Raw genomic sequence first — 24,843 nt, forward strand, 5'->3', positions numbered from 1 at the left:
GTGTGATGGGATTTGCGCTTTTTCCAGGCGGGCGCGGTTTCTCAAGCTGGTGTGCCGTCAAGCATAAAACGATGGAAACGCGCCGTAGGACAAGACGCTGTCTTGTCCGGTCAATTCAGCGAATTGACCTACGGTTTACTATCAAAACACCCTTGACATGACACCAGGCCGGTCTGGGGGTTGTCTCAACTGCGTCGAATCTGGTCAGCTCAGGGAACGCGCTTCTTGTTGGGGGTTGTGGTGTGGGTGTGGCCGTTGAGGGAGGGGGGGGAGCCGTTTTTGCCGGCATCTTCGTGATAATACGATTGCCGCGCATAGTAAACGTTGTACGCATCGCTGCGCGGCGTGAGGCGATTCAGCGTGACACCAACCAGGCGCACATTGGCGGCACGCAGCTTTTCCACGGCTTGTTTCAGGTGACCGCGACGGGTTGTGCCGGCATCTACCACCAACAACGTCGCATCCACCAACCGACTCAACACCAGCGCGTCCGTCACCGCCAGCGACGGCGGACTATCAAAAATGATCACATCGAACCGCGTCAGAAGCCGGGCCAACACCCCCCTCATCTTGCCCGACCCCAACAACTCCGACGGATTTGGCGGCGTGGGGCCGCTGGGCAGCAGCCACAACCCCGACTCCCCACCCGGCTGCAACACCGCGTCAAACATCGCCCGGGCCTCTGGCGTATCTTCCCCTACCTCTGGTAGCAACAGCAAATTCGTCAGGCCATTTTCCTGCGGCAACGAAAATATCGTATGCTGCGCAGGCCGCCGCAAATCGGCGTCCGCCAGCAGCACCCGATACCCCGCCTGGGCCATCACCACCGCCAGATTCGCCGCCGTCAAGCTCTTTCCTTCCGTCGGATTGGCGCTCGTCACCAACAGGCAATGGCTGGGCGCGTCCACCGTGGCAAACTGAATACCGGTGCGCAACACGCGGAACGCCTCGGAAACCGGCGAGCGCGGCTGCGTTACCGTAATCAAGCCGCGATCAGGGTCGTCCGCCTTGATCTGCGCAATGCCCGCCAGGGTAGGTAAATCCACCAACTGCTTGATGTCCTCCGGCGTCTTCACCGTGTCGTCCAGATACTCCAGCAAATATGCCGCGCCCGCCGCCAGCACAAACCCAATGGCCGCCGCCGTGGCGATGGTGAGCAGACGGTTGGGACCCACGGGCAATGCCGGCAGTGTCGCCGGTTCAATTACCGCCAGCGTGTTAATCGCTCCCTGGCGTGTATTCGCCAGCAAGCTGGCATAATTCACCTGCAACGTCGCCAGCTTCGCTTGCAGCGCGGCAATCTGGCTCTGCGTATCCGCAATCTGGCGCGCACTGAACAACTCACCCAACTCATCCTGCTTTGCCTGAATCTCCGCCTGCGTCCCCTCAATCTGCGATTCCAGATTATCCAACTGTTCGCTGATAAACGTCTGCCGCTCCTGGTCTTCCAGCCGTGTTCCCGTGGGACTGATCCGGATCAACTGGTTGCCCAACTCATTGGCCACCGCCCGCGCCCGCTCCGGGTTCGTGTCCGTTACGGCAATCTCGATGAGCTGCGTGTTGGGCACGGCGCGGGCCGCATACTCCGGCAGCCATGACATCCCCAGCGCGGCCATCGCGCCCGTGCGCACCGGTTCCCGCTGCGCAATGTCCGCGTAGGTTTGCGCCAATTGTTGGCTCAAATAAAACTCGGCGCCGGTCGGATTGGGATCGTCGATCGTCCGACCAATCATGAGCGTGGTGCGCGACTGGTAGATGGCCGGCTGTCGCCGCACGGCCAAAAAACTGGAAAGCATCGCCACCAGGGTAGCCGCCAGCAGCAGCCACCACCATTTCCGCGGAGGCCGAAGGTAATCGTTTATGTTCATGTCATTAGGGGAAGAAGTTCAGATCGGTTCAGAAAAAACCGGGTTTTTCGATTGTCCGGCAAAAATTACCAGAGTGGTTCATGTGTAAAAACCCGGTTTTTGGCCTTTTTTCAGTAGAGTCAAGAATGAACCAATCTCTAATATCTACGTATCTTCATAGCCGCGCGGATGGCGAACGTGCCAGCGCCAGGCGCTCTCGATGATCGAATGCAGATCAGCGTAGCGGGGCTGCCAGCCCAATTCGCGGCGCGCCTTGTCGGCGCTGGCGATCAGGCGGGCGGGGTCGCCGACGCGGCGCGGCCCGACCACGGCGGGGATGGGATGCCCGGTGACGGCGCGGGCGGTTTCGATCACCTGGCGCACGCTGAAGCCGCTGCCGCTGCCCAGGTTGTAGACGCGGCTGCCCTCGTCCAGGGCGCGCAGGGCCAGGATGTGCGCCTGCGCCAGGTCGATAACGTGGATATAGTCGCGGATGCAGGTTCCGTCCGGGGTGGGGTAATCGTCGCCGAATATTTTGATGTGTGGGCGCTGCCCCAGGGCAACTTGCAGCACCAGGGGAATGAGGTGGGTTTCCGGGTGGTGGTCTTCGCCGTAGGTTTCAGACGCGCCGGCGGCGTTGAAGTAGCGGAAGGCGGCGTAGCGCACGCCCTTGGTTTGCTCTAGCCAGTAGAGAACCCTTTCCAGGATGTATTTGCTCTCCCCATAAGGGCTGCCGGGGATGATCTGCTCGTCTTCGCTGATGGGGAAGCGGCGCGGTTTTTCAAAAAGGTTGGCGGTGGAGGAGAGGATGAAGCGGCGTACGCCGTGGTTGACGGCGGCCTCGAAGAGGTTGAGACCATTACGCACGTTGTCGCCCAGGTACAGGAATGGTTGCTGCACGGACTCGCCGACGAGGGTGTTGCCGGCAAAATGCATCACCGCATCAATCTCATGTCTGGCAAAAGTCGCCTCCAGCAAATCCCTGTCCGCCAGGTCGCCCTGTACAAACGTGGCCTGGGGGTGAACGGCGGCCCGGTGGCCTTGCGAGAGATTGTCGTAAACCACGACGCCCGCCCCTGACAAAATCAACTGCTCCGTAACCAGCGATCCAATATAACCGGCTCCCCCGGTAACTAAGATATTCAAGGCAATTTCTCCCTTTGCAAAGATAATGCGCCAAATACGCGGCGTCTTTTTCCGAGGCGCGTCGCGCCTCGTTGTTGAAACGCCATTGTAGCCGATCAAACGGCGGGCGCGCCATCCGTTTCGGGGTAGATAGCGGCCAACCGGGGGTAAACCGCGCGCCAATCGTAGTGTCGTTCCACCCAGCTTCGCCCGTTTTCCCGCAGCCGCCGCGCCAGGTGAGGGTCGCGCAGAACACGCACCACGGCGGCGGCGAAGGTAGCGGGATCATCCGCCAGCAAGATATTCTCGCCCGGTCGCGCTTCTATGCCTTCCGCGCCCAGTGTAGTGGAGACGACCGGCAGCCCCCACTGCCAGGCATCCAGAATCTTCACGCGCATGCCGCCGCCGGCACGCAGGGGAACGACGAAAACGCGGCTTTGCGCCAGCAGCCCCGTGGGGTTGGAGACAAAGCCGGTGACGCGCACGTAGTCGCTGTGGGGGGAACCGGGCGCGCTCAGGTCGTGAATGTTGGGGGGTGGGTTTTTGCCGGCAATAATAAATCGCGCGTCAGGAACCTGGGCCACAATCAAGGGCATGATCTCCCGCGTAAACCAGAGAACGCCTTCCACGTTGGGCGGCCAGAACATTGTGCCCAAGTGCATGATTTGCGGCGTCTGGTCGTGGCGCGGCAGGAGGGGCTGCGCCGCCGGGTCCACGCAAATGGGTAGCACGGTGAAGTTGGCGTGCCGCGCGGCGGCCTCCGCGGGGGTGAGGAGGGAGAGTAGGGCGGCTTTATCGGCTTCGGTGACGGTGAGGATGTGATCAAAATGCCGGCACAACTTCCCCTCATACCGCGCCAACTGTCGTGCCTCCCAGTGCCACAGCAAGCGCCGCGGCAAATTGCCCTCATACGCCGCCTGCCGCCGCACCACCAGGAAAAGCGCGTTGTGCTGATCCAACACAGTTTGCGGCCGTGTGCCCTCGTCGCGCGCCGCGATCCAGTCACGAGCCATCAGCGCGTACTGCGCCATGGCCGTCTGGTCGGCATGAATGGCATGGAAATGTTTTTGTCCGACCAGCCAGCGCAGCAGCCCGGAAAAGGCGACAACGCGGTCCCGCGCAATCACCGCCGGACGCCCTGTTGCCAACCCTTCCAGCAGCGCCTGCCCATCTTTCCAGCGCGACCGCCGCAAAGGGACCGTATGCACTGCCGCGCAAAAGGTGCGCAAATGGGCCACATCTTCCGGTCGATCATCAGGCCGCACAAAGGAAACCAACGTCACCCGATGTCGCCGGGCCAGGTAACGCAGCACGTAGTAGGCGCGAATCTTCGCGCCCCCTACCAATGGGTATGGCAGTACCTGCGTCAGAAATAGAATGTCCAATATAACGTTTTAGCCTCTACCAAATCTTCCCGGAAGTTCCATGAAACCCTCATCTCCCGCGCAGCCCCAAGACGCGCGAGAAGGTGCGTAGAATAATGAGTATATCCAAAAGTGGCGTAGCGTGCTTGACGTAATACAGGTCGAATTCCAGTTTTTCCTGCGCGCTTTCCGCCGAGTCACCATACTCCCGGTGAATCTGTGCCCATCCGGTGATGCCCGGACGCACGCAGTGGCGCGCGCGGTAAAAGGGAAACAGGCGGGATAACTGCCCCACGAACTCCGGACGCTCCGGGCGCGGACCCACCAGGCTCATCTCCCCACGCCAGACGTTAATCACCTGCGGCAGCTCATCCAGGTGGGTGCGCCGCAGCCAGCGTCCCACGGGCGTCACCCGGTCATCGTGCCGCCGCGCCCACACGGGGCCGCTCCTTTTTTCCGCTTCCGGAATCATGGAGCGGAACTTGACCACTATAAATGGCTGGCCTCCGCGCCCCACGCGCTGCTGCCGAAAAAACAGGGGACCAGGCGACAGCAGGGCATTTGCCAGGGCCACCAGGGGAATGAACAGCAGCAGCGCGATGAACCCCACCGCCGCCCCGCAAACGTCGATGCCGCGTTTAATGATTGCATACAGGCGAAAGAAGGCCCCGTCCCCTTTCTGCGTCGCTATTTCCATGTTGCTGCTGGCAAATGCGACCGCTACCCGTCCCGTCAGCCGTTCATAGACGGTGGTCATGTTCACGATGGGGATGCCCAACTCGCGGCAATCCAGGATGGCCTCGAACAGTTCCGGACGAATGCGGTCGGTGCGCGTCACGGCCACGACGATTTCGTCCACGGCCAACGTGCGCGCCAGCCGTACCAGTTGCTGGCTGCCGCCGAGGACAGACGCGCCGGCTATGTTCTCCCCCCAGTAGGCGGCGTCATCATCCACGAAGCCCACGAGAATGTGCCCCGTGCCGCGAAGGGGATTGGCGTCGCGGCGGGCGAAGTCGCTTTGCAACGCCTGCGCCAGTTTGCGCCCGCTGCTGCCCGCGCCTACGACCAGGGTGCGCCGCTGAAAGGCGGGTTGCACAAAAACCTGCGCGTAGAAAGCGCGCCAGCCGACGACAAACAGCACGGCGAAGGAGACGAAGAGGAATCCCTGGGAGCGATTTTGCAGCGGGGGGGTGAGCCAGGGGATGAGGAGGTAAATGCCGGCACTGCCGGCGGCAGCCCCCAACGTCGCACGTACACTGCAACTGGTGCTGGCGGCGCGGACCAGATTGTACACGTCAAAAACGGCGGCCATCACGCCCCACACGACGATCAGGGTCACAAACCACTTGTAGACGGCAAACACCGCCCGCCATTCTGGCAGCAGGTCGGTGCGCAGCCACAGGGACAGGATCAGGGCAGCGTTGAGCAGGAAGATGTCCCCTACGGCCAGCAACAGCTTGCGTTCAGACATGCGCAGGCCGGACAGGGGCAGCTGCACGCGCGGGGACAGGGCCAATGTCGCTAAGTCCACGGGGCGTTCGTTTGGGGATTCGCTCATAGGGTTGTGGCGGGTGGGGGGGGCAGACGGCACTTCACGGCTGCACGAAAAGCTGGCGACCGGCGGCGGCGGGAGCGCTCTGCCTGGTCGCGTGCCGTTCGTAGAGGGCAACCAGGGCGATGGTTTCCTGGGCGCGGTTTTTGTCGTACCAGGCGCGCCCGGCCTGCCCCATGACTTGCAGTTGGGCGGGATCGGTGAGGGCGCGCACCAGGATGCGGGCCATGGAGGGGGGATGGTCCGGTTCGGCGACGAAGCCTGTCTCTTCTTCGCGGACGTATTCGGCCAGCGCGCCGGCGCGGGTGACGAGGACGGGTTTGTGGAAGAAATAGGCGGCGGCGATCAGGGCGGACTGTGTGGCGTCTACGTAGGGGAGGACGACGAGGCTGCAACGACGGAAGAGGTCAAGGGCTTCATCATCGCCAATGAGGCGATTGCGGACTTCTACGCCGGCAGGTGGCGCGCCGGCCCAAAATGCCGGCAATTTCCCCGGTCCCGCCAACACCAACTCAAATGACGCGGCATCCCTGGCCTGCGCGAACGCCGTCAGCAAATACGCCACCCCCTTGTACCGTTCCAGGCGGCCAAAAAACAAGACAAACGGCTCATACGTGATGCGCACGTCCGCCGGACCCAGCCCGCGTTCCAGTTCATTCAACATGAGCGCCTGCTCGTGGCTGAGGAACAGGTGCATAAGGGGCGTAAACGTCACTTTTGTGGGGGGAATGCCGCGATCTAGCAGCCGCCCGCGATACTGATCCCCATGCAGCAAAATTTGGTCCGCATAATGGATGATCAGGCGGTTCCACAGATGCAGCAGCATGCCGAAGTGCGTGCCACGATGTGGGTCCAGGTCGTGGATGGTGTGGATCACGGGAATGCCCCGCCGCTTCAGGTAGCGCACCAGCGGCACGTTCCACAAATGCGGGCCGGTGAAGTGGACCAGGTCGGGCTGCAAGGCGACGATGGCCGCGGCAATCTGGCGCAGTTCGCCCAGGCGCAGCGATTGCCAGGAGAGGCCCGTGCCCGTGCTGTAGGCGACTTTGTGAATGCGCACGGGGGGCGCGTAGCGGTCACGGGGGAACTGCTGGGTGGTGACAAGGTGGACTTCGCCGCCGCCGCTGAGGGCCATGCGGTTGGCCAGGTCGGCGGTGTATTGGTGCATACCGAAGGTTGGTGAAAGTAAGACGTAAACCAGGCGTATCATAAGCGTGATTCCATACTGCTAACTCACATTCGCGGCAGTTCGGCGAGAAGATGCCGGCATAACTGCGCGCGCAAACGCCAGGAAGGGTGGAAGTAAGCCGCCATCGTCATCACCACCCGGCGCGGTTCGTACGCCAGGCGCAGCAAACGTTTGAAACGGCGCGCCTCTCGCTCTCCCCCCACCTTGCGGTAAAACTGCACCTTGCTGCGATAAAGCTGCACGTACATGGCGCGCGCCACCTGGCGGCTGCTGGCCTCCCCATGATGGGTCGCCATCGCCGCCGGCACGTACCACAACGTCCAACCCGCCCGCGCCAGGCGATAACAGATGTCTACTTCCTCCGTGTACATAAAATACCGATCATCCAGCAGCCCCACCTCGTCCAAAGCCGCCCGCCGCAGCAGCAGGCACGCCCCCTTGATCACCTCAACGCGGCGCGGGCGGCGCTGATCCCAGCGAGACATGCGATAAGTGGCGCGCGGCCACAGGCGGTCCAGGAACGACAGTCGCCAAAACTCGCGCCCTGGCGTGAGCATCGGCTGGCAGGAGGGCTGCAAACTGCCATCGCTGTTCAGCAGCCGCGCCCCCGCCGCCCCCGCGCGTGGATGCGCCTGCATGAAGGCCACCAGCGCGGCGAAACAGCCGGCGTGAAGCTCCGTGTCGCTGTTCAGCAGCAGCACCCACGCCCCCCGACTCACCGCAATCCCCTGGTTATTGGCGCGGGCGAACCCCACGTTTTCCGCGTTTTGCAGCAACCGCACCCAGGGAAACGCCGCCGCGACCAGGTCGGCGCTGCCATCGGTGGAGCCGTTGTCCACGACGATGGTCTCCAGCCGCCGCCGACCAAATCGCGCCCCCTCTGCCCAGACGGTCTCCAGGCAGCGCGCCAGCAGCGTTCGCGTGTTCCAGTTGACGATGATCAGGCTCAGTTCGGGGGTGGCGGACGAAGACACGGGGCGTCACCAGGAGCGCGCGGGCAGGACGCGGCGCGCCAGATGGGCCGCGCGCGCGAGCGCGTAGGCGGCAAACGGGATGAGGCAGGCGTCCACAGGCAGGCGGTAGCGGACGCTGGACCAGGAGGCGAGGTGCAGCAGTGTGTAGGAGGTGATGAACAGGAGCAGCAGCCCCACCGCGGCGGCGTCACGCGCCTGCCGCCGCGCCAGGTCGCCCACGGCGCGCGCCACGCCCCACGCCATGAAGGGCAGGAACAGGCCGAAGCTGAAGACGCGGGAGAGGTTGCTGAGGAGCGATGAGTCTGCCGTGGGCCAAAACAGGAAGTAGACGGGAATGCGGCTGAGGGAGAGCAGGAATATGCGGCCGGGGTCGTCCCAGACGAACTGGAGGCCCCGCCGCAGCAGCGCCTGATCCAGCGCCGCTTCGTTCAGGTTGCGTAGTTCGGGGGGGATGAGGGATTGGTAGGAAATGCCGGCATCCGTCAGCAGCGAAATGTAGTGCGTGCCATGAATCGGATGATTGCTCCAGAAAAAAGCATACCCCGCGTTTGTGTTCAGGGGCACGAAAGCGGCAAAAACGCGCTCATTGCGTAGCGTCCAGGGAGCCACCGCCAGGAGGAGGACAAAACCGGCCACGGCCAGAGCGGCCATCAGACGGCGTATTTGCCACTGACGCCGCGCCCACCACAGCGCATACAGGAGCAGCAGCAGCAGGAAAGGCAAAATCACCTGGCGTAGCAGCACGGCGGCGGCCATGGCCGTGCCCCACGCCAGGCCGAGGCGGAGCCAATCGCCGCGCCCGGGTTGCGCATCGGCTGCGCCCGATGGCGGCAAGAGGCGCATGGTCACGTCTAGTAGCCAGAGGAGGGCGATGATGAAGAAGGTTTCGGTCATGAGGGCGGCGGCGTAGTAGAAGAGGTAGATGTAGATGGCGGAAATGCCGGCAGCCGTCACCCCCACTTTCTCGCCAAAACAGCGCCGGCCGATGCGATAAGTGAGCCAGGGCATGGCAATGCCGGCAGTCACCGCCTGAATCAGCCGCGCCGCCAACGGAAAAGGTCCAAACACCCCATACACCGCCGCCAGATACAGCGTGTACAGAAACGACCAGTGCGCCGTCGGCGCATTCGCCGCCGTCATCGGCCACCAATCGCGGCCAAAACTGAAGCCATACCCCGCCAGCACCCGCCGCGCCAGCGCATCGTAAGAAATCTGGTCGAAAATGCCGCCCCGCAGCTCGTCCAGGCTGTTGCCCAGATAAAACGCCATCCCCAGCCGCAGCGCCAGCGACACCCCGATCCAAAACCACAAGGAGCCGACTACGCGGCGCAGCCGGGCGGTACGTTTTTCGCGCAAGACCGTTTCCATTATCATCTCAAATGTCCATCGCCTCCGCGTGTCCCTCCGGTTCCACGGCCGCCGCCCGCCGCAGCACGGCATACGCGCGGCGGGCAAACCGGGGAAAAGCAAACTCCCGCTCCCAACGCGCCCGCGCCTGTTCGCCCATCCAGCGACACCGCTCCGCGTCGCCAAGCAGGGTCAGCAGCCCATCACGCCAGGCGGTTGCCTCGCCCGGCGGCAGCAGCAGCCCTGTCACGCCTGGCGTCACGTACTCCCGCGTCACGGGCAGGTCGGCGCAAACCACGGGGCGACCCGCCGACATGGCATCCAGCAGCAGCGTCAGGCCGGCGGCGTGCGGAACGGGCCGCAGCGGCGCGGCGACGATGCGGCAGCGCATCAGGGCGGCAAAATAATCGTCCACGGGCAGCAGCGGCGCGAAGGTCACATGCGCGGGTTGGCGCAGGCGGCGTAATTGTGTGGATGGGGCGCTGATCATGGTTGATGCCGGCACATCCGCCAGCGCCGTCAGCAAGGTGGCATAATCCCGATCCGTGCGCCCGCCGGCAAACACCGCCAGGCGATGGCCATCATCGGGGGAGTGCCGCCCCCTGGCCGCCATGTGCCGGCGCACGTCGTAGCTGCCCAAGGGACACGCGGAAATATGCGATGCCGGCAGGTGGAAAAGGGAGCCATAGCGCGTCGCTTCCCAATTGCTGGGAGCCGTTATGTGGGTCACGCCACGTAGCCAACGCCGCGCCAGAAATCGCAGCCGCCGCAGATACGGCTTGGCCGCCAGGGTGAGGAACACCAGCGGCGGGCGCGTTTCCGCCCGTAGCCAGCGCCAGAGGGCCAGCGGCAGCCCCGCTCCATTCTCCCACGTCACAATCAGGTCGAACGGCTCTTGTCGCGCCCGCCGATCCACCTGGCGCAGCCAATGGCCGCAGGCGCGGGTGGCCTGGATGAAATGGACATCGTCGGCGGCGGCGGGCAGGTCGTTCCACAACCAGCGGTCTCCGGCGGCCACGGGGAAGCGCGTAACGCAGAGGATGCGCATCAGCCGTCGGCCTCCTCCCGGGCCAACGCCACCAGACCGCCCCCAAATAGCCACACCAGCACACTGGCCTGGAAGCCGGGGAAGCCAATGTTGTACACGAACGGCAAAATCCAGTCCGCCAGCAGCATCAACACCAACGCCCCCGCGCCCACCGCCAGCATCCCGTTTACATAACCGGCGGCGAAGTCGTCCGCGAACCGCCGCCGTAGCCGCGCCGCGTCCCGCCCCAGCGCCGCCACGAACCAGCCGAACAACGCCAGCCCCAGCAGCCCCACGTGGGAAAACAGGTCCACGTAGTTGTTGTGCGCGGAAACCAACGGCTGCACCCAAACGATGTGCAGGTACACCAGCGGTTTCATGCTGCTGTAGGCGCGGTAGGCTGCCGGCCCCAGACCCGTAATCGGGTTGCGCAGCGTCACTTCCACCACCCGCTCAATGAGGCTGAGGCGGGAACCGCCGCTTAGCCGCCATTCCACGTCACCGCCGGCAAACGTCCACAGGCCACGAAACAACAGCCCGCTGCCGGCCAACAGCAGCAGCGCCAGCAGCAAGGGTCCGCGCCAGCGTGGCCAGCGCAGCCAGACGAGGATGAGCAGGGTGGCGGTGATGCCGATCCAGTTGGAGGCGGCGTCTTGTTGAAACACGAGTGCATAGGCGGCGACGGTGGTGAGGATGAGGATGAGGGCGGCGCGTGCCGGCATTTTCAACCCCCGATTGAACAGTAACTGCCCCGCCGCCAGCCCCGTCAGCAGCACCCAAAACGGCGCGCGAATAATGGCAATCGTGATCCACTCACTCAGCGGTGCGGCCACACCCGGCACATTCCACAGCACCGCCAGCGCCCCGCCCACCGCCAGGAACAACGCCGTCAGGCGGCGCAGCCACACTTCCGATGGAATCAGATTGCCGCCCAACCAGAAAGCACCCGCCGAGAGCGCGAAAATAGCCCATTGACCCAACTGCACCAGCACGAAATTGGAGCTGCGCGGCACGACAGGGTCCCACAGCGCGTTCCCCACCAGCAGCGACAGCAGCCCGGCCAGCAAGAACAGGGCCAGCGGCCTGTTAGCGGGCGTCGCCGCCAGGCTTGGATGCCCCTGGCGCAGCCACGTCAGACCCAGAATACCCAGCAGCGCCATCACCAGCAGCGTCACAGGATTCAAGTTCACCGCCGTGCCTGTGCCCAATTCCAGCGACAGCAGCAGCGCCGCCGGAATCATCGCCAGCACGCCCAACGGGGGCCGCCACAAAAAAACCACACCCAGCACCCCCATCAGCAGCAGTGCCAGATCGCGCAGCGATGCCCGCGCGCCCAACCCGGCCGCCGCCACCAACAGCAGCAGCGCCACGCCGCCACGTACCAGCGTCACGCCCGCCGCCGGCGTGACGCCCCGCCGCCAACGCGCCACCCATTCGCTCATGCCGGCTGCCCTGCGGCGGCGGTTTCCACCACGCGCACGAAACGCGCGCCCGTCTCCGTCCAATCGTACCGCGCCGCCACCCAGGTGCGCGCGGCGCAGGCCAACCGCCGCGCCCGCACGGGATCGCGCAGTAGCCGCGCCACGGCCCCGGCAAATGCCGCCGGCGTATCCGCCAACAAGAAATGTTCGTCCGCCGTCAGCGACAAGCCTTCAACGCCCTTGCTCGTGGCTACCACGGGCGTGCCCAGGGCCATCGCCTCCAGCACCTTCAGGCGTGTGCCGCCGCCCTGGCGCAGGGGCACCACGGCCACCGCCGCCGCCGCCACCGGCCGGCGCACATCGGCGACGTAGCCGCTGAGGTGGACGCTCTCGTCCAGTTGTAGCCCGCCCAGGTCCACGCCTGCCGTATCGCCGGTGATGGTCAGGCTGACGGCTGGCTCTTGCGCCTGGATGAGGGGGTAGGTGTCGCGGAGAAAGGATTGCATGGCGTCGTAGTTGGCGCGGTAGGTGAGCGCGCCGGCGTAGACGAGGGCGTGGGGTTGGCGCGGGGCCAGATCGGGCCGGTTGTGGGCGCAATCGACGCCGTTCGGGCAGAGGTGAATGTCGGCGGCGCGGCGGGGAGCCAGCCGGCGCAGGTAGGCTTGCTCCTGAGGGGAGACGACGGTGCAGGCGGCGAGGCGGGTGAGCCAGTACTGCTCGTAGAGGCGGCTTTTGTGCCAGCTCAGGCGGTGGCGCAGCCGTTGCCAGGCGGACGGGGCGGCCTGGAAGCGGGCGTGTGTTTCCAGGGTCCAGATGGCGTCGAGGTCGAGAATTGCCGGCACTTTCCCCACCAAACGCAGATACGGAACGACGGGAAGCTGCGATGCCACCACCACATCCCACCGCCGCGCCCGCGCCGCCTGCGCCACGCGCCGCCACATCTCGCGGCTGGGCCAGCACGCCAGCGGCGTCGGCGAAGCAAATTTGAGCCACCAGGCGGCGTCCGTGTACCGAAACGGGTCCACGGGAACCCCCTCCAGCGTCACCGCCGCGTCTGCCGCATGGCTGCACAGCCGCGCCGCCGCCGCCGTCCCACGCGGATTAAACGCCAGCACCGTCACCCGATGCCGCGCACTCAGTGCCCGCAGCAGATGGCAAACCCGTATCCTGGCCCCATTGTCCGGCGGCGTGGGAAACCAGGTGGAAAGGAAGAGGACGTTCATGACGGAAACAGAAAACGGTAGACGCTTGCCCCTCACGTCTTCCGCGCGAGCACGCCGATGGACTGCAGGGTGTAGCAGCCCAGAGGCGACGCCTCGAAGCGGTCCCAGAGGGCGCCATAGGCGCGCCAGGCGGCGGCGGGGAGGATGCGCCGCCGCAGCAGCTTTGTCTCCACGCGGGCGAGGCGGCGCAGCATGGCCCAGGGGCGCGGGTAATAGTCGCGCCCATAGGCGGCCACGGGGGTGAAGCCCACGGAGCGCAGCAGCGCCCGCAGTTCGCCCAGGCTAAAGGAGCATTCCCAGCCGCCGTAGGGCCAGCGCCCCTGGCGGATGAGGCGGTTCTTGTGCAGGGTGTACAGGTTGTACCGCTGCGGCACGTCCACCAGCAGCCAGCCACCGGGCCGCAGCACGCGCGCCTGTTCGCGCAGGCTGGGCGCGGGATCGGTGAAATGCTCCAGCACGCCCTGGTGAAAAATCAGGTCGAAGCTGGCGGCGGCAAAAGGCAGTCGCCATGCGTCCGCGTTGATGGGGAGCAAGGCGGCCTGCATCGTCCGCGCCGTGGCCTGGCTGCGCCGCAGCGCCTCCGGGGAGAGGTCCAGGGCGACCGCGGTGGCCCCGTCCTGGGCGAGGGTGGCGCTGTTGCCGCCCGTGCCCACGCCAATTTCCAGGATGCGGCTGCCGCGCAGGGGGACGTGCTGACGCAGGGTGTGCAGCAGGCGCGGCGTGATGTTGATGTAATCGACTGTCTCGACATGCGCCCAGTAATGCGCCCAGGCGGCTGCCGTGGTGGCTTTGGTTTCGTTCATGCCGCGTCTCGGACTATGGGATCGTCCAGAATTTCGTTCTTTTCAAGATTGGTTTATTCTCCAAGAATGAACCAATTTTAACAGGGGCTTTATGCCGGCATTTTCCCGGCCCACCCGCGCATCATTTGCCCCATCAACGCCAGCAGCGTTTGCGCGTGTGCATCTGCGCCGTAGCGCGCCCACGCCTGTCGTTGTCCGGCCCGACCCATCTCGCGCAGCACGACGGGTTGGGTGAGCAAGTCGTCTATGGCCTGAGCGAATGCCGGCACATTCCCCGGCGGAACCAGGCGGCCATTTCGCCCATCCTGGAGCCACTCAGGAATGCCGCCCGTGGCGTAAGCGACCACGGCACGCCCCTGCGCCAGGGCTTCGATGCCTACCTTGCCAAACGGCTCGGCGTAATGGGAGGGGATCAGCACCAAAGCGCAGCGCCGGTAGAGGGCGGTGAGGGCGTCGGCGGCCAGCCAGCCCACGAACCGCACCCGCGCCGCCAATCCCATTTCCGCCGCCATTCGTTCGTACTGAGCGCGTTGGGTTCCGTCACCGGCAACGACCAGGTGCGCGGGCGCGGGCAGCAGGCGGAGGGCTTGCAGGAGATGTGAGACACCTTTTTCCACTTCCAATCTGCCGGCATAAACCAGCAAGGACGGGTCTGCGGGCGGCTGCCACGGCGGCGGCGGCGCGGCGAGAAAATGGGGCGGCAAAATTGTGATCCGACGCGGGTCAAACCGATTTTGCCGCAGCAGATCGCGCATGTAGCCGGAGGCCACCAGCAAATGGTCGAGCCGGGCAAACGCCCACCGCCGCCGCGCCGTCTCCTGCATCAGCCGCCGCACCGTCAGCGGATGGCGCGCGGTCGAACAGCGGTGGGTATATTGCAGCGGCGCGCACGCCCAACCAAAAGGGCGGGTGCAAATCGTTTCCGTGCGGCGAAAATACTTACCCAGGCCGGCGCACACCGGCGCAAAACCATGGATGTAGCCTAATGCCGGCATCCGCTCCGCAACCGCCGCAATCACATCCCCATCGCGGACGTGATGCACATAGGCCACGTCTGGCCGTAGCCGGTCCGCCAGACGGCGCGCGGCGTCCGGCGTGGGCGTGGCGTAGGTTGGCCAGGGCGCGGCGGATTCGCGCCCATCCGCGCAGGCGGCGACCACGTTTTCGTGCCCCGCCGCCGCCAGCAGGTCGCAAACGCTGAGGAGATACTGCTCCACGCCCCCTTGCGGATTGACGGTGTCGTTCAGGTGCAGGATTCTCATGCGCGTGGGCCTGTTCACCTTCGGAGATTGGACCACTTTTCTCTGGCGAAATGGGTCCAATCGGGTTCAGCCGTTACCCGGAAAGATAAAAGTCCTCCCATTCAACGAACCACATACTGCAAAAAACGACTGTCCGGCGCGGCTCGTTTGCACTGCACGGCGCGGCGGCGGGCCAGCGTGCCCGGCAGCCAGGCGAGGGCGGCCAGCGTGCCGCGCAGGGCGTATCGGTTGCGGGTAAAGAACCAGCGGGCGCGAATTGGCGGCCAGAACTGGCGCAGCGTGGCGGGCTGGTACAGCTTGAGAAGGGTGGTCAACTGGTTGCGATACCCCCAGACCATGCGCCGGGGGGCGTCGCCGGCGGAGCCGCCAAAACGATGGTAGACGACGGCGGCGGGCACGTCGAGGACGTCGTACCCCAAAATCCAGGCGCGCAAGGTGAGGTCTACGTCTTCGACGTACATGAAGTATCGTTCGTCGAAGAGGCCCAGCGCGGGCAGGGCGGCGGCGCGCAGCAGCATGGCGCAGCCGGAGGCAAAAGGGGTGGGGCGCGGCGGTCCGGGGGGCGTGATGGGGGTGTAATGGGCGTCGGCTTCGGCCCATGCCGGCATAAACCGAAACCTTATCTCCTGCTCTCCATCCCACGTCCGCTGCCGCGCCTGACAAATCGCCGCCTGGGGATGTGTTTCCGCCGATTCGACCAACGCCGGCAGCCAATCCGCCTCCACCCGCGTATCATTGTTCAGCAACACCACGTAGGCCGCGCCTGCCGCCAGCGCCTGCTCAATGCCCCGATTATTCCCCCGCGCAAAACCCTCGTTTCGCCCCAGGGACAACCACCGCACCGCCGGGAAATGGGCGCGCGCCCACGCCTCGCTGCCATCCGTGGAGCCATTGTCCACCACCAGCACCTGAAATGGACGGTAGGCGGTGCGCGCCAGCGTGGGCAAACACGCCTGCAAGTGGGTCAGCCCATTCCAGTTAACGAGAACGACGTAGACCAGTGGCGACGACATCAGGCACGCCCCCTCACGCCCCACTGTTTCCGCGCGCCATAAACGGCTCCAGGCAATCAATCGTCGCCGACCAGGGGTAGGTCTGGCGCACATAGGGGGCCGCGCGCGCGCCCAATTCGCCGCGCAGGTCCGGCTGCGCCAACACGCGCGCCAGCGCCGTGGCAAACGCTTCTTCGTGCCGCGGTGTGAGCAGCCCCGTTTCCTCGTGCCGCACCGATTCGCGCACGCCGCCCTCGCCCACGGCCACCACCGGCGCGCCGCAGGCCATCGCTTCCACTGCCGCCAACCCCCACGGCTCCAGGTACGGCGTGTAGACGAAGGCCAGCGCCCGGTTATACAACCGCGCCAGTTCGCGGTCGTCCATCACGCGCTGAATGGTCAGGTTCACGCCCAACCGCGCCGCCAACGCCATCACCGCCGCCTGTTCCTCCGGGTCGGCGCTGTTGGCGGCAATGAGCAGACGCGGGCGTGTGGCGGGCGGCAGGCAGGCCAGCGCCCGCAGCAAAAAGCGATACCCCTTGAAGTAATGGATCGCGCCCACACTGAGGACGTAATCGCCGGGCGGCAGACCCAACGGGCGAAACGTGTCCAGGTCCACCCCCAGGTAGCAGACGGCGCCGGCGATGCCATAAACGGCGCGGGCCTGGTCGGCGGCGAACCGGGAGTTGACCAGCACTTGCCCGGCGCGGCGGGCGGCGCGGCGGGCGGCGCGGTCCCGCCACCAGGGATAAAGGTGGACGGGCAGCGCGTAGTAGGCGCGCTTTAACGTATGTGGGATCGTCCGTGGGGGGGTCCCGCGGCGCGGGCGATCATGCTTGCGCACAACGCCGTGATGGCAGTAGAAGAGGGTGGGCGTTTGCGCCTGGCGCAGCAGCGCGGGGTTCATGGATAGCTGGCAGTCGTGGGCGAAAATAACGTCGTATTCCCCCGCGTCAATGGTGGCGGCGGCCTGGCGATTGACATGCGCCAGCGTCGTCAGGTCGGTAAGCAGGCGGGCGGCGGTGACATAGGGGGTGACAAACGGCACGCGCCGCGCCCAAACGCCGCGTGGTTGGAACGGCAGCAGCACGGTGTGGCGCACGAAGGGGGCGAGGGGGAAAAATCGGCGGTCGGCGGTGGTGGGGCAGAATTCGTCAATGACGTGTCCGCGCTGCGCCAGCCCTTTGACCATTTCGTAGACGGCCCGCCGCGCGCCGCCGGAAGGGAGGTTGTGGTAGAGGGCGATGCGCAGGGGAGTGGGCATGAGGAAGAAGGACGAACAGGCGTGGGGGACTGTTTGAACGGCGAGAATGCCGTTTCATTCCCGTGGTGGGCGGCCTGAGCCGGCGTAGATGCGGGCGGTGGCCTGGGCGAGTTCGCGCCAACTGCCGGCATGGACGCGCTGCTGGCCGACCGTGCCCAGGCGGTCGAGGTCGGTGGCGCGGGCTTGTTGCAGGGCGTGGCGCAGGCCGTGGGGATCGTCGGGGGGGTAGAGAATGCCGGCATCTTCCCCCACCACCTCCGCCAGACAACCGAGGCGCGGCCCAATCACCGCGCGCCCCGCCGCCAACGCCATAATCACCGTGCTGGACGTGAGCACCCGCTGAAACGGGAACGCCATCACGTCCGCCGCGGCCACGTAGAGCAGCATCTCCTCGTCGGGGATTTCCTCCGGGCGGAACAGGACACGCGGCAGTGTCGCCACCTGCGTGTGCAGCGCCGCCACGTATGCCGGCGGCGGCCAGGGTCGTCCGGCCACCAGCAGCCAGGCATCTGCTTGCCCCCATGCGGCAAAAGCGGCCAAAAGCTGCTCAATGCCCTTATTCGGGCGAATGCCGCCGACGAAGCCGACGATAAACGCCGCGGGAGGCAGCCCCAATGCCGCCCGCGCCGCCGGGCGGGAGATGGCGGCCGATGGCGGCGTGGGGAACACGGGATGGGGCAGCGTCCATACCCGCCGCCGCCGCCCAAAATGGCGGGCCAGCAGACGCCGCCCTTCCTCGCAGTGGACGATCACGTCGTGCGCCAGGGCGGCCATGATGCGGCGCGCCAGCCGCTCCACCCAGGCGGGCGACAGCGGCCACGTGGGCAGGAAATCGTGCATGGTCCAGACGAGGCGATACCCTAGCAGCCGCGCCAGCAGCAAATCGAGGGTGAATTTTCGCAGCCGCCGCCAGGAGGCGCGTTCGTCTGCGGCGTAGTGGGGTTGGATGAAGTGGAAATGGAGCACCTGCACGCGCCCCCGCTGCCCCCATAACCAGCGCCGCTGCGTGAAGGCGCTGTGGTGGGAGTCGGCGAAGGTGATGCCGGATGCTTCCAGGTTTTGTTGCAGCAGCGACCAGTATGGATTGCCTGCCAGGTCCGCCGTGCGCGGGAACCAGGCAACGCGCAGCGGTTTATCTGGCATGAGCGAACCGTCCCCAGAGGGCCGCCCAGGTGCCGCGCCGGGGCAGCCAGCGGGGGGCGTCGTAGTAGAGTGCCCGCGCCCAGTCGCGCAGGGCGGGGCGGGCGGCGGCGTCGCGGGCTTTGAGGACGCGCCCCATGTAGAGTAAACCGAGGGCACGCCGTTCTTGCCGGCATAAATCAAGCAGCGACGGGGGCAAATTGCGCCAGACATCGCGCACGAAAGCGGGCGGATCGCTGACGTGATGGCTGTGGGCAAACCCGACGACCATCTCCATTATGGTTTGGTCTTGTGGGTGGGCCAGGGTGGGCTGCCAGGCGACGGCTTGTTGCAGCAGGGATTGGGCGAGGGGGATGTTGTTGCCGGCATAAGCGCGGCACGCCCCCGCCAACCAGTAATGCGCCCGCAACGCCCCCTCCCGTGCGCGCACGGCGGGCGGCAGGTCCGCCTGCGCCAGCCATTTGCGTGGCAGTTGCCCATAGGCGCGTGCGTAACGGTCGCCATCCTGCTGCGAATTGCCGGCATGGCGACGATAGACACTCACCAACTGGGGCAACCAGGCAAAATGCGCCCCCGCCAGGAGCAGGCGCAGCCAGAAATCCGTGTCCTCCAGGACCTCCAGCCGGGGATCAAACCAATGGTCCAGCCGCGCCAACAGTTCCCGCCGCCACAGCACCGTACACGTGGGCACGGGGCAACCATACAGGCAGCGGTCCAGCGTCAGTTCCGGCTGATCGCGCCAGGTCTCCCAGGGAACGGGAGCTTCTCCGTCCTGGACTATGTAGGTTCCCGCGGCCACCAGGTCCACATCCGCGTGCGTCTGCAAGAAGGCGACTTGCTGCGCCAGCTTGTGTGGCAAATACCAGTCGTCGTCATCCAGAAGGGCGACAAATGCCCCGGTGGCCAGGGACAACCCCCGGTTGCGGGCGGCGGCGCGTCCGGCTTGCGCCTGCCGCACGGGGCGCAGACGCGGGTCGGGCAGGCGGCGCAGGTGGGTTTCCGTCTCGTCGGTGGAGCCGTCGTCCACGATGATCAGTTCCCAATAGGGGTAGGTTTGCGCCTGCACGCTGGCGATGGCCTGCTGGAGGTAGGCCCAGCGGTTGTGGGTGGGGGTGACGATGCTGACGAGGGGGGTGTTCATGGGATGTGGCGGGCGCGGGCGATGAGGAGGGCGAGGGTGAGGAAAATGCCGGCAGAAGCCAATCCCCACAGCAAAGAGGCGTATGGAGAGGCAAGCGGGGCGGGTGCGGCGCGGGGGAAGGTGGGCATGGGCGTGTTCGTGGGCGCAGGTGGGGGAGCAGTCGTTATCGTTGCTGCCGGCATGGGCGTGACAGTTGCCAGCGGATGCGGAGGCACGGCGGGCAGATCCAACGTGTAGCCGGTGGTCCAAATGCGCTCCTGCCCGTCGTGGAAAACGGCGTAAAGCTGATTGCCCTGCCCCAGCGCGAGCGATGGCATTTCCATATTTACCGATGCGCCAGTCACGCCCGCGCCGCGCACGCCATCGGAGATCACCACCGGGTCCGACCAGGTCCCATTGTGCCAGCGCGTGTAGAAATTTTGCGGATTGGACGTGGACACCAGATGTAGGTCGCCGCGCGCGTCCACCACCACGGCGGGGAAACCGGTGAGGCCGCCCAATCCCAGCGGACTGCCGGCGGCCACGACCGTCTCCACGTCGCTCCAGGTCTGACCGCCATCCGGCGACTGGCGATGATACCGTCCGTGCGTGCCCGCCCGCCCATTCCAAAAAAGATGCACGTCGTTCGCGCCGTGCGTGATCACGGTCACCTCGCCATAGTCCGGTTCCGGCGCGATCAGCCAGGGGTCCGTCCAGGTGCTGCCGGCATTTTCCGACCGCAAATAGACCATGTAAATGGGATCGGCGCGGGGCGCGGCCAGATCGTTGTCGCGCACCAGGGACAGCGCCACGTGCAGCCGCCCGGCCCCATCCACGGCCAGGCGGCCCCACCGGGCCAGTTCCTGCGCGCCAGGGGCGGCGAAGATGGTGCGCGGCGGTGTCCAGTGGCGTCCGCCGTCAGCGGAACGGGCAAACACCAGGCCATTGCTCGCTTCCGTCCACAGCAGGTACACGTCGTCGCCCACGGCAACCACATCTGGCTCGTAGGCGGCCACGTAGAGCGTAAAGGCGGCGGGTTCGGCCCATCCTTGGGGCGCGCCCGCTTCCGTGGCGTAGGCGCGGCTGTAGTAGATGGCGTTTCCGCCGGACCAGGCCAGGTGCAAGTAGCCGCGCTCGTCCAGGGCTACGGCGGGCATACGGGCCACGCGCCCGCCAGGGGAAACGAGGATGTCGGTGGGGTCGGACCAGACGCCGTTCTGCTGTTGGGCGTAGTAGAGCGATTGCCCGGTTCCGTCTGCTTCGTTTTCTGGATTGCCGTATGCCCAGAAGACATGGACTGTGCCGGCATTGTCTACGATGATCTCCGGTTCGGAAGCGCGCCCGGTGGTTTCAAAGAGGAATTGGGGTGGGGACCAAATGCCGGCATCTTGCCGCGCCGCCGCCTGCCCACTCCCCCGCCACCACCACAGCCCGGCAGCCAGCAGCAGCACCGCCGCCGCCCGCCACCCCTTTTCTCGCCCCACCATCACGCCCCTCCGCTCACATCCCAGCTATGCGGCAGCAACACCGCGCCCGCCTCCGCGCGCGTGAGCCGCCCCGTGCCATAAAAATCCCCGTCGTGAACGTCAAACGAGGCTGCTGCCCGCACATGATCGGACATCTCGTGGTCAATGGCGCAGTAGAGGTCCACGAAGTAGCGGCCAAAGCGGAGCGGGAAGTGGGGCACATGGCAGGTAAATGCCCCCTTGACGGCAAAGCCCTCGGCCAGGGCATCGGGGAAAAAATGCGTAGACAGATTCATCAGGCGCGTACCGTCGGGCAGACTGATCACCAGGGAGATTTCCGCCTGGCGCGGACGGCGAGGCCGGTCAGACGTGTAGCCAATACGGAAATGCGCCGTCTGGCCGCAAACGAGGCGGGTGATGGGCGCGCCCGCGTCGTCTAGGCAAGCGAAGGAGGTGAAGCGCACCGGTCCCCGGCCGCTGCGATGGCCCAAATTGAGCGTGCCGGGGGCGTCATCGCGCGTGCCCGCCTGCAAATAGCGCAGCACGGCCGCCTGCGCCGCGCCCTGGTGGACGGCGCGCCCCTGCTCCAGCACCAACGCCTCGTGGCACAGGTTGGCGATGGCCGCCATATTGTGGCTGACGAGCAGCACGGCGCGCCCGGCGCGGGCCACATCGCCCATTTTGCCCAGGCATTTGCGTTGAAACCGGGCATCCCCCACCGCCAAAACCTCGTCCACCAGCAAAATCTCCGGCTCCAGGTGGGCGGCTACGGCAAAAGCCAGGCGCACGTACATGCCGCTGGAGTACCGCTTCACGGGCGTGTCGATGAACTCGTCCAGTTCGGCAAAGGCCACGATCTCCTCAAAGCGGGCGGCAATCTCGCGGCGGCGCATGCCCAGGATGGCCCCGTTGAGATAGATGTTCTCCCGCCCGCTCAGTTCCGGGTGAAAGCCCGTGCCCACTTCCAGGAGGGACCCGACGCGGCCATGCAGTTCGACGCGCCCGCGTGTGGGTTCCGTGATGCGGGAGAGAATCTTCAATAGGGTGGATTTGCCCGCGCCATTGGGGCCAATCACGCCTACGACTTCGCCGCGGCGCACGGTGAAGGAAACGTCGCGCAGCGCCCAGAACGGGCGCGCTTGCTCGTGGGGGCGTGACCAGGAGCGGCGCAGCACGCCATCAAGCGCCTCGCGCAGCGTGGCCGCCGGGGGCGCGCCGCCGATCCGATACTGCTTACTCAGCCCTTCAACGCGGATGGCTACGTTGCTCATGGCGCATCTGGAACGGGGGAGGCGCGGCGCGCGAGGATGGCCCGGACCATGATAGACCAGACGCCGCGATTGCGTAGCCAGCGGGGGTCGGCGGCGATCCCGGTGGGGCCGAGGGAGCGCACGGTGGCCATGTCACCGGCGTGGAAGCTGTCGAAAAAGGTGCTCATGGCGGCGGTTGCCAGGACGGGGCGTCGCCAGGCCGCGACCTGGGGCAGGGCCGCGAGCAGGGGGGCGAAGAGGGCGGCGACGATGCGGCGGTAGTCTGCGCCGCGCGGTTGGCGTCCGCCGCAGAGGTGGACGCAGCGGACGAGGCGACCGATCATGTTGTCTTTGTCGGCCAGGAGGTGGGCGTCGAGTTGGCAGGCGTGGACCAGTTCCGTGCCGGCATCCGCGGGCCGACCCGCCGCCGCTGCCATTTCCGCGCCCCAGAGGTGCGTGCGGGCCAGGGCTTGCTCGCGAATGGTCGGGGGCAGCGGATGGGGAGCCAGTTGCATACCCTTTTCCAGGACGCGGGCGTGTTCGGCGTAGACGAGTTGACTACGGTAGAGGTGGTGGGTGGTGTTGGTCCCGTGCAGGCGGTAGAGGGCGAGGGGTTCGGGCACGCAGATGACGGGGTAGCGGGCGGCGATGCGCAGCCAGAGGTCCCAGTCGCCGGAGCCGATGAGGGTTTCGTCGAAGAGGCCAATTTCTTGCAGACAGGCGCGGCGGATCATGACGGTGAGTGCCGGCATAAAATCGCCCCGCAGCAGTTCCTGAAACGCATCGGCCCCCTCTGGTAAAACCACGCCGGTCGGGTTGCCGCCATTGAGCCGTCGTCCGGTAGCGTCAATGGTATAGGCCAGCGAATAAACCAGCCCCGCCGCCGGCTGCCGCTCCAGAGCCGCCACCTGTTTCTCCAGTTTTGCCGGCAGCCAGACGTCATCCGAGTCCAACAGCGCGATAAACTCCCCGGACGCGGCGCGCACGGCGGTGTTGCGCGCCGCCTGCGTGCCCCGGTTCGGCTGCAAGATCAGGTGAATTGCCTCGCCATAGTCGCGCAGAATCTCCCGCGTGCCATCCGTGGAGCCATCGTCCACCACGATCACCTCGCGGTCGGTGTAGGTCTGCGCCAGGGCGCTGTCCACGCAGGCGCGCACGTAGGGGGCGTGATTATAGGCGGGGATAATGACGCTAACACGCGGCATGGGAGAGGGAGATCTGGTTATGGTTTTTGGGCGATGGCTTCGATGTCCAGGTGGGTTTGACGAAACATGATGTCGCCCCAGCCCCCGTTCCAGGCCAGCGGCGGTCCGGCGGCGGGTTGTGTGGGAATGATCTGAAAGCCCAGCATTGTGCCGGCAACAATGTCATAATCAAATCGCTCATCATGCGCCCCGCCCTGCCCCACGCTGAAGCCCGCGTAATAAAATCCGGGGGCCAGATTCAGATTATCAATCGTCAGGCGCAGTGTTACCGTTTGCCCGGCACGAATGGCGAACGGATGTTGCGGCAGCAGCGAGCCGATGCAGCGCCCGCTGGCGTGGAAGAGGCTGGCCCCAATCGTCAGGTCCGCCACGTCCGCGCCGGACCAGACGACGAGGCGATAGCGCAGCGGCTCCCCCACGGGGAGCGTCGCCCCATCCGCCGCCAGCAGTTGCACGCTGCGGAAGCGCATCACGCCGCCAAAGCCGGGGGAACGAAGCTGGCTCAGGTCGTTGGCGGCGACAGGCGCCGCTTGCGCCAGGTATTGGCTCACGACCGCCCGCGTGGGGCCAATTTGGCGCACTTGCCCCTCGGCCAGATGTACCACTCGCCCGCACAGCGAACTGACCGCGCCCATGTTGTGGCTCACAAACAGCACCGTGCGCCCCTCGCGGGCTACGTCGCCCATTTTGCCCAGGCATTTGCGCTGAAAAACGGCGTCCCCCACGGCCAGCACCTCATCCACCAGCAAAATCTCCGGCTGCAAATGGGCGGCCACGGCAAAGGCCAGCCGCACATACATGCCGCTGGAGTAATGCTTCACGGGCGTGTCCAGAAAGGGGGCGATTTCGGCAAAGGCGACGATGGCCTCAAAATGGCGGGTAATCTCCGCGCGCCGCATCCCCAGGATGGCCCCGTTGAGGTAGATGTTCTCCCGCCCGCTCAGTTCGGGGTGAAAGCCCGTGCCGACTTCCAGGAGGGAGCCAACGCGGCCAAAAATCTCGGCGCGCCCGCGTGTGGGTTCGGTGATCTGGGAGAGAATTTTGAGGAGGGTGGACTTGCCCGCCCCATTCCGCCCGATCACGCCGACGACCTCGCCGCGCCGCACCTCGAAGGAGACGTCCTGCAATGCCCAAAATGGGGTTTTGCCCTGTCGTGAGCGGCGAAACAGGCCGGCTGCCGCTTCCCGCAGGGTGTCCGCGCGTGGTGCGCCCTGGGGAATCAGGTACTGTTTGGAGAGGCCGCGCAGGTGAATAGCCACGTCGCTCATGGGT

The 24,843-nt window shown here is 65.8% G+C and carries 20 protein-coding genes; all 20 read right to left on the minus strand.

Features of this window, described 5'->3' with window-relative positions; genetic code table 11:
• Positions 1–209: 209 nt before the first annotated feature.
• Complete coding sequence (locus tag H6650_02440; protein ID MCB8950852.1) at positions 210–1,868, minus strand: polysaccharide biosynthesis tyrosine autokinase; 1,659 nt, start codon at positions 1,866–1,868, stop codon at positions 210–212.
• Positions 1,869–2,012: 144 nt separating this feature from the next.
• Positions 2,013–2,993, minus strand: coding sequence for a UDP-glucose 4-epimerase GalE (gene galE, locus H6650_02445; GenBank protein ID MCB8950853.1), 981 nt, complete (start codon positions 2,991–2,993; stop codon positions 2,013–2,015).
• A gap of 95 nt (positions 2,994–3,088) precedes the next feature.
• The gene (locus H6650_02450; GenBank protein ID MCB8950854.1) at positions 3,089–4,357 is read right to left on the minus strand and encodes a glycosyltransferase; all 1,269 of its coding nucleotides are present in this window, start codon (positions 4,355–4,357) and stop codon (positions 3,089–3,091) included.
• 49 nt (positions 4,358–4,406) lie between these two features.
• On the minus strand, positions 4,407–5,894 hold the full coding sequence (locus H6650_02455; protein MCB8950855.1) for a sugar transferase: 1,488 nt from the start codon (positions 5,892–5,894) through the stop codon (positions 4,407–4,409).
• A gap of 34 nt (positions 5,895–5,928) precedes the next feature.
• Positions 5,929–7,098 (minus strand): glycosyltransferase family 4 protein, encoded by a 1,170-nt coding sequence (locus H6650_02460; protein ID MCB8950856.1) that lies wholly within the window; start codon positions 7,096–7,098, stop codon positions 5,929–5,931.
• Between the two features lie 23 nt (positions 7,099–7,121).
• The gene (locus H6650_02465; protein MCB8950857.1) at positions 7,122–8,051 is read right to left on the minus strand and encodes a glycosyltransferase family 2 protein; all 930 of its coding nucleotides are present in this window, start codon (positions 8,049–8,051) and stop codon (positions 7,122–7,124) included.
• 6 nt (positions 8,052–8,057) lie between these two features.
• The gene (locus H6650_02470) at positions 8,058–9,407 is read right to left on the minus strand and encodes a glycosyltransferase family 39 protein (protein MCB8950858.1); all 1,350 of its coding nucleotides are present in this window, start codon (positions 9,405–9,407) and stop codon (positions 8,058–8,060) included.
• Positions 9,408–9,426: 19 nt separating this feature from the next.
• On the minus strand, positions 9,427–10,446 hold the full coding sequence (locus H6650_02475) for a glycosyltransferase family 4 protein (GenBank protein ID MCB8950859.1): 1,020 nt from the start codon (positions 10,444–10,446) through the stop codon (positions 9,427–9,429).
• Complete coding sequence (locus H6650_02480; protein ID MCB8950860.1) at positions 10,446–11,867, minus strand: hypothetical protein; 1,422 nt, start codon at positions 11,865–11,867, stop codon at positions 10,446–10,448. Before H6650_02480 ends, H6650_02475 begins: the two co-directional genes overlap by 1 nt.
• Positions 11,864–13,069 carry a glycosyltransferase gene (locus H6650_02485; protein ID MCB8950861.1) on the minus strand — a complete coding sequence of 402 codons (1,206 nt, stop codon included), beginning with the start codon at positions 13,067–13,069 and terminating at the stop codon, positions 11,864–11,866. The genes H6650_02480 and H6650_02485 overlap by 4 nt, the downstream gene beginning before the upstream one ends.
• A gap of 32 nt (positions 13,070–13,101) precedes the next feature.
• Complete coding sequence (locus H6650_02490) at positions 13,102–13,872, minus strand: class I SAM-dependent methyltransferase (protein MCB8950862.1); 771 nt, start codon at positions 13,870–13,872, stop codon at positions 13,102–13,104.
• 89 nt (positions 13,873–13,961) lie between these two features.
• Positions 13,962–15,134, minus strand: coding sequence for a glycosyltransferase family 4 protein (locus H6650_02495; GenBank protein ID MCB8950863.1), 1,173 nt, complete (start codon positions 15,132–15,134; stop codon positions 13,962–13,964).
• Between the two features lie 101 nt (positions 15,135–15,235).
• Positions 15,236–16,147 (minus strand): glycosyltransferase family 2 protein, encoded by a 912-nt coding sequence (locus H6650_02500; protein ID MCB8950864.1) that lies wholly within the window; start codon positions 16,145–16,147, stop codon positions 15,236–15,238.
• 13 nt (positions 16,148–16,160) lie between these two features.
• A complete protein-coding gene (locus H6650_02505; GenBank protein MCB8950865.1) occupies positions 16,161–17,390 on the minus strand; it encodes a glycosyltransferase family 4 protein in 1,230 nt (409 codons plus the stop codon).
• Positions 17,391–17,444: 54 nt separating this feature from the next.
• Positions 17,445–18,533 (minus strand): glycosyltransferase, encoded by a 1,089-nt coding sequence (locus H6650_02510; GenBank protein ID MCB8950866.1) that lies wholly within the window; start codon positions 18,531–18,533, stop codon positions 17,445–17,447.
• The gene (locus tag H6650_02515) at positions 18,523–19,671 is read right to left on the minus strand and encodes a glycosyltransferase (GenBank protein ID MCB8950867.1); all 1,149 of its coding nucleotides are present in this window, start codon (positions 19,669–19,671) and stop codon (positions 18,523–18,525) included. Before H6650_02515 ends, H6650_02510 begins: the two co-directional genes overlap by 11 nt.
• Positions 19,668–21,137 (minus strand): exo-alpha-sialidase, encoded by a 1,470-nt coding sequence (locus H6650_02520; protein ID MCB8950868.1) that lies wholly within the window; start codon positions 21,135–21,137, stop codon positions 19,668–19,670. Before H6650_02520 ends, H6650_02515 begins: the two co-directional genes overlap by 4 nt.
• Positions 21,137–22,387 (minus strand): ABC transporter ATP-binding protein, encoded by a 1,251-nt coding sequence (locus tag H6650_02525; protein MCB8950869.1) that lies wholly within the window; start codon positions 22,385–22,387, stop codon positions 21,137–21,139. The genes H6650_02520 and H6650_02525 overlap by 1 nt, the downstream gene beginning before the upstream one ends.
• A complete protein-coding gene (locus tag H6650_02530; GenBank protein MCB8950870.1) occupies positions 22,384–23,571 on the minus strand; it encodes a glycosyltransferase family 2 protein in 1,188 nt (395 codons plus the stop codon). Before H6650_02530 ends, H6650_02525 begins: the two co-directional genes overlap by 4 nt.
• 17 nt (positions 23,572–23,588) lie before the next feature.
• Positions 23,589–24,839 (minus strand): ABC transporter ATP-binding protein, encoded by a 1,251-nt coding sequence (locus tag H6650_02535; protein ID MCB8950871.1) that lies wholly within the window; start codon positions 24,837–24,839, stop codon positions 23,589–23,591.
• Positions 24,840–24,843: the final 4 nt, after the last annotated feature.

It is taken from the genome of Ardenticatenales bacterium (assembly GCA_020634515.1).
In the GTDB taxonomy this organism is placed as follows: Bacteria; Chloroflexota; Anaerolineae; order Promineifilales; family Promineifilaceae; genus JAGVTM01.